At 29.9% G+C, this 4,680-nt stretch carries 4 protein-coding genes; all 4 read left to right on the top strand.

Annotation, left to right across the window (positions count from 1 at the left end):
* The first annotated feature begins 105 nt into the window (after window positions 1-105).
* Complete coding sequence (locus CI949_RS17100) at window positions 106-906, top strand: hypothetical protein (RefSeq protein WP_290768586.1); 801 nt, start codon at window positions 106-108, stop codon at window positions 904-906.
* 31 nt (window positions 907-937) lie between these two features.
* A complete protein-coding gene (locus CI949_RS17095; protein WP_290768583.1) occupies window positions 938-1,513 on the top strand; it encodes a hypothetical protein in 576 nt (191 codons plus the stop codon).
* Window positions 1,510-3,687, top strand: a complete 2,178-nt coding sequence (locus CI949_RS17090; RefSeq protein ID WP_290768580.1) for a type IV secretory system conjugative DNA transfer family protein — start codon at window positions 1,510-1,512, stop codon at window positions 3,685-3,687. The genes CI949_RS17095 and CI949_RS17090 overlap by 4 nt, the downstream gene beginning before the upstream one ends.
* Before the next feature lie 69 nt (window positions 3,688-3,756).
* Entirely contained in the window at window positions 3,757-4,518 is a 762-nt protein-coding gene (locus CI949_RS17085) for a hypothetical protein (protein WP_290768577.1), read from the top strand.
* Window positions 4,519-4,680: the final 162 nt, after the last annotated feature.

The following is a 4,680-nucleotide window of genomic DNA, read 5'->3' as shown; positions in this document are numbered from 1 at the left end:
GTGAAATAGATAATGTTATTGGAACACCTATAACTGGAGTTAGTTATTCAGGAAGTCTTTAATATTAACGAATTCTTATTTTTATGCGAGAAAGGAGGAAATTAAATGCCTACAAAAATTAAAAATATACAGTTGACCAATTGGGATCTTTTGGTTCTGAAATATCTCTACGAATCATATTTTCTTCATAGAGACCACCTAATGAAATTTTTCCCTGGTGCTGATGGAAAACCACGAAGCTATAATGCAATCAATGTTAGGCTGCATAAGTTGATGCAATCAAGTCTAATTAAAACTGCACCCTGTCCTATATCAAAAGGTAATGTTATTCTTGGAAATCGTTCAGCAATCAAGTATCTAAGATATGAGGAAATTTCAAATCGAATATTGAAAGCAAGACGAAACAAAAATTATATCCCACAGGAAATACCAACTTATTTGTATCGAAGACAACCCAGTCTCAATCTTGCAACTTATGATCATGATTATAAGGTTAATGAATTAAGATTCCGTATGGAAGATATGGGAGCTGATTACTGGATACCAGAGAAAATTATAAGAAGAAAAAAATTATTCGACTGCACCACACCTGATGGGCTTTTTCAAAAACATAATGAAGTTATAACTGTTGAAATGGAAAAAACACCAAAGGCTTATTATACTGATATCTTCAAGCAGTTTGCCAAAGAAGATTTCGATCGAGTTATCTATTTCTACACACATGAAAGAATCAAAAATGTTATTAATCGTGATCTTGATCCAAAAAAATTCGATACTCTGGAAGGTATGCAGCTTGGACACAAACTATATACCATCAATTATTATGATTTCGTGAATGAGAAAAATATGACTGCTGAAAATTATCATGGAGAAAAATTAAATATCCGAGAATTTTTGAAAAGTTGAACGAAGTAAATAAACGAAAGGAGGAAATTAAATGATCTCAATATTGATTCGAGGTTTTTTGGGTTTATTAAAAACCTTTGTTTGGATAGCATTCTTTATAATCTTTTTTTCTTCCATGATTCTTTTTGTTTATGGAGGAAGCCCTAACCCTAATAGTTATAATTCTATTTCTTCTGCGATAACTACGGTTCAAAAAACTGTATTTCCAGCCAGAAGATCTCCGATAATTTCTATACCAGATATCAATTATATAGTGGCCACCAGAAAAGAACTTGCTAATATAGAAGAAGATGTTTTGTATGTGAATAACTCTTTTTCTGGATTTCAAAACCCAAAACCAAAAAACAATATATCGGTAATTAATATTAGTAATAATCAAGCCAAAATTACAGTTCAAAATTGGCAAAAAGAGATTGCTATTCAACCTGGATATCAAGGAGAAATATATGTGGTTGGAGCATATGGCGTTTTGAATTATGAAAAAGAGGATATTCAGAACATTAAATTGACGGTTCAAAAAAATAAAGAAGAAAAAATTAATCGAAAATTAGAAAACAATATATCAATATGGAAAGAAAAATCTCAAAGAAAGGAGGAAATTAAATGAAATTGAATAAAGAAAAATGGAAAGATCTTTTCAGGCTTTATTATATTAATGACAGGGATGAATTGAAAAGACCAAATCAATATAATGAAAAAGAAAAAGAGAAAATATATGAAATGAACCAGAAAAATAAATATAAATTAATGTTTATAAAATCATTAACAATTTTATTTTTTCCGATTGCACTAATTGCAAAACTATTAACCAAAATTATATACGCCTATCATAATCACTGGGAAGCAATTCAATCGAAAAAAGAAAATCAGGAAAAAGATAAAGACAAAGAAGTGATTTCCGTAAAAGAACATTCAGAAAGATATATCAAGTTATCCTTTTTTGGATTATTTATTTTCCTGTATTATGTGAATTTCAGATATCTTATTGACAGACACACATTTGTTTTATATTTTCATGACACATTAATCGGGGATATTGCAGCAGGCCCATTAGGAATATTGCTGTTCTCAAAAACTTTTTATTTCGCACTTATAATTATATTTGTATTTTTTGAAATCTACAAAAGAAAATATATATATCCATTGAAAGGTTATACTCCGTTTACACCCGAATTGAAAAAGCAATATAGGGAAGAAGCATTAAAAAATAATGAATATTTTCTTGGTGTTTTACAGGGAAATGATAAAAAGAAAATAATGTTGAAAGATAAGGCTTTTGAAACTCATGCACAGGTTATTGGAACAACAGGAGGAGGAAAAACAGAATCAATTCTTATCCCACGAGCTATTAATATAATGCAACGGGGAAAAGGATTTGCCTTCATTGATCCAAAAGGAGCAAGGCATAATCTCCAAAAAATTAAACACTATTATCAGAAATATAATTGCAAACAAAAAATTAAAGTTCTTGACCTTGCTAACCCTCAAAACACTAACACTTATAACCCACTTCTGTTTAAATCAGCAAGAGCAATAAGGGATATGATTATTGGATATAAAGATGATTGGGGACATAGTTTCTATGTATCTGAAGTCAAGAAAAACCTTCTTATGATACTTGATGCCGTGGTAGATATATTTCAAAAGAAAATCACCTTTAACGATCTACATCATTTGTTAACCCACAAGGATGCAGTAATATACATTGAAAAACAACTAAGAAATGCTGGTTATACCGACAAAGCAGATGACATTCGTATTGGAATTATTGAAAACTGGACTGATTTTCAGAAAGGAGTTAGTTCTCTGGTTTCATTATTGCAGGAAATCAAAATTAACTTTCCGATGACAAACACCTATAATCCAGATATTAGTATAACTGAAGCATATGTTAATCAAGAAATTATATTTTTTCTTCTTCCAACTCAATCACTTCGAGAATCAGCACAGGCATTTGGAAAAATGATACTTCTTGATTTTCAAAATAATTCTGCCAAAGTTGATGCAGGAATGGTTCCAAAAAAATCATATGAAGTTAATGTTGATGAATTTTCCGAGTTTGCCACTCAACTTTTTGTCGGTGGACTTAATAAAGCACGAAGTAGTGGGACAAAATATATTATGCTTCATCAATCTTATGGAGACCTTATGAAAATTGATCATTCACTTGCTCAACAGATAGCAGATAATACTAATACAAAAATTGTATTTCGTGTTAATGATAGCACTACTGCAAAAAGCATACAGTTAATGTCTGGAGCCAAAGATGCAAAGATTAGAAGTCATATGGTAGAAAATAATGAACATTTTTCTGAAAAGAACGAAAGGGAAAGTGTTAGAAATATGAAACAGGCAGTTCTTGATACTGACCGTCTTATGAAATATCCAACAGGTCATGCAGGAGTTATTCTGAAAAATCCAGAACATCGTGTTTTTGAAGCTATATGTGATTACTATCAGGATCCAACAGAAGAAGAAAAAGCAAATATTAATCTTGACTTTTCTCCTGGAGAGCAAAATCAGAAAGTGGATTATAATACTGATCTTGTTATTGCAAAAAGAGTTCAAGATTTTATGAAACAGGAACAAAATCCAAATCGAAATAATAATAGAAATACTGGTGGAAATTCAAAAGCAGTTTCAAATGGAATTGGAAAAAGTAAAGCAATTAAGAAAGAAGCAGAAAAGAAAATGTCAGAAAAGAAAAGTTCGCCGAAAAATGAACCAAAAGGCAAAAAATCAAAAAGTGAAAATAAGCCAAAATCTAAGTTTCAATTATAATCTATGGGGGTTATCATTCCCACTCATCAAAAATGAAATATAAAAATATTCTTAAAGGAGGAATATAAAATGATTAAAAATAAATTGTTTTCTGTATTAATTATTTTGTTGGTGTTGGTTAGTCTTTTCGGTGGTGTTGTGTCGGCTTTTGAAATTCAAACTGAATATGGTCATAGTAATTGGGAATATAATGGGAGAGATATACAAGACTTAGATGCAGAAGGAGAAGTATATACATTTCAATTAGTTGATTATGATCAATCAGAAGTTATGAAATTCAATCCCTATTTTCAGCACACAAGATACGATGATGCAAAATTTATTCATCAAGATTCTGTCAATAATAATGAAACTAATTATGTAGCTCATTATGATAATCCTGAAGATGATTATGCAAGAATAGAACAAAATAATAATGCTCTTACTGATGTTGAAAGTGGTATTTCTTATTCAAGTTCAAGTTCAAAAACCCCAAAAAGAAGTGTTATTTCAAATGCAATAGGTTTTGATTTGGAGTTCAATCTTGAAAAGAATTTTGCCTTTGTCGGTAATTATGAGTATCAAAAAATTAATTTTGAAATCGAAGAAAGAAATATCTCCAAATATGAACTCGGTCTCAAAAAGGGTTTTCAGACAGATAATTTCAATTTTAAATTCAAATCAGTAATTGGTAATGCAGAAGAAAAATATACAAAACAATCTTTTCGATTAGATATATATCCAGCAGATAAATTAACAGTTTTTGCAAAAGTCAGTCGAAGAGAAAATTTTGATACTGAAGTGGTTAACAAGAAAGAAAATGTATCTGTTGGATTTTCAAGTCAGTTTTAACTAATGTAAATATAACCCTTAAGGAATATCATGAGATACTGGTATTCCTTTTACATAGTTTTTTCACTAGCATTGCATAAAAATATTTAATAAATGTCAAGTTCTATTTTCAGCGAAAATACTTGCTTAAAATAGAAAAACTCCTTATAATTGGAATTAGGA

It is taken from the genome of Halanaerobium sp. (assembly GCF_003070835.1).
The sequence above is the reverse complement of the archived record's forward strand: the minus strand, read 5'-3'. Positions and strand labels throughout refer to the sequence as shown.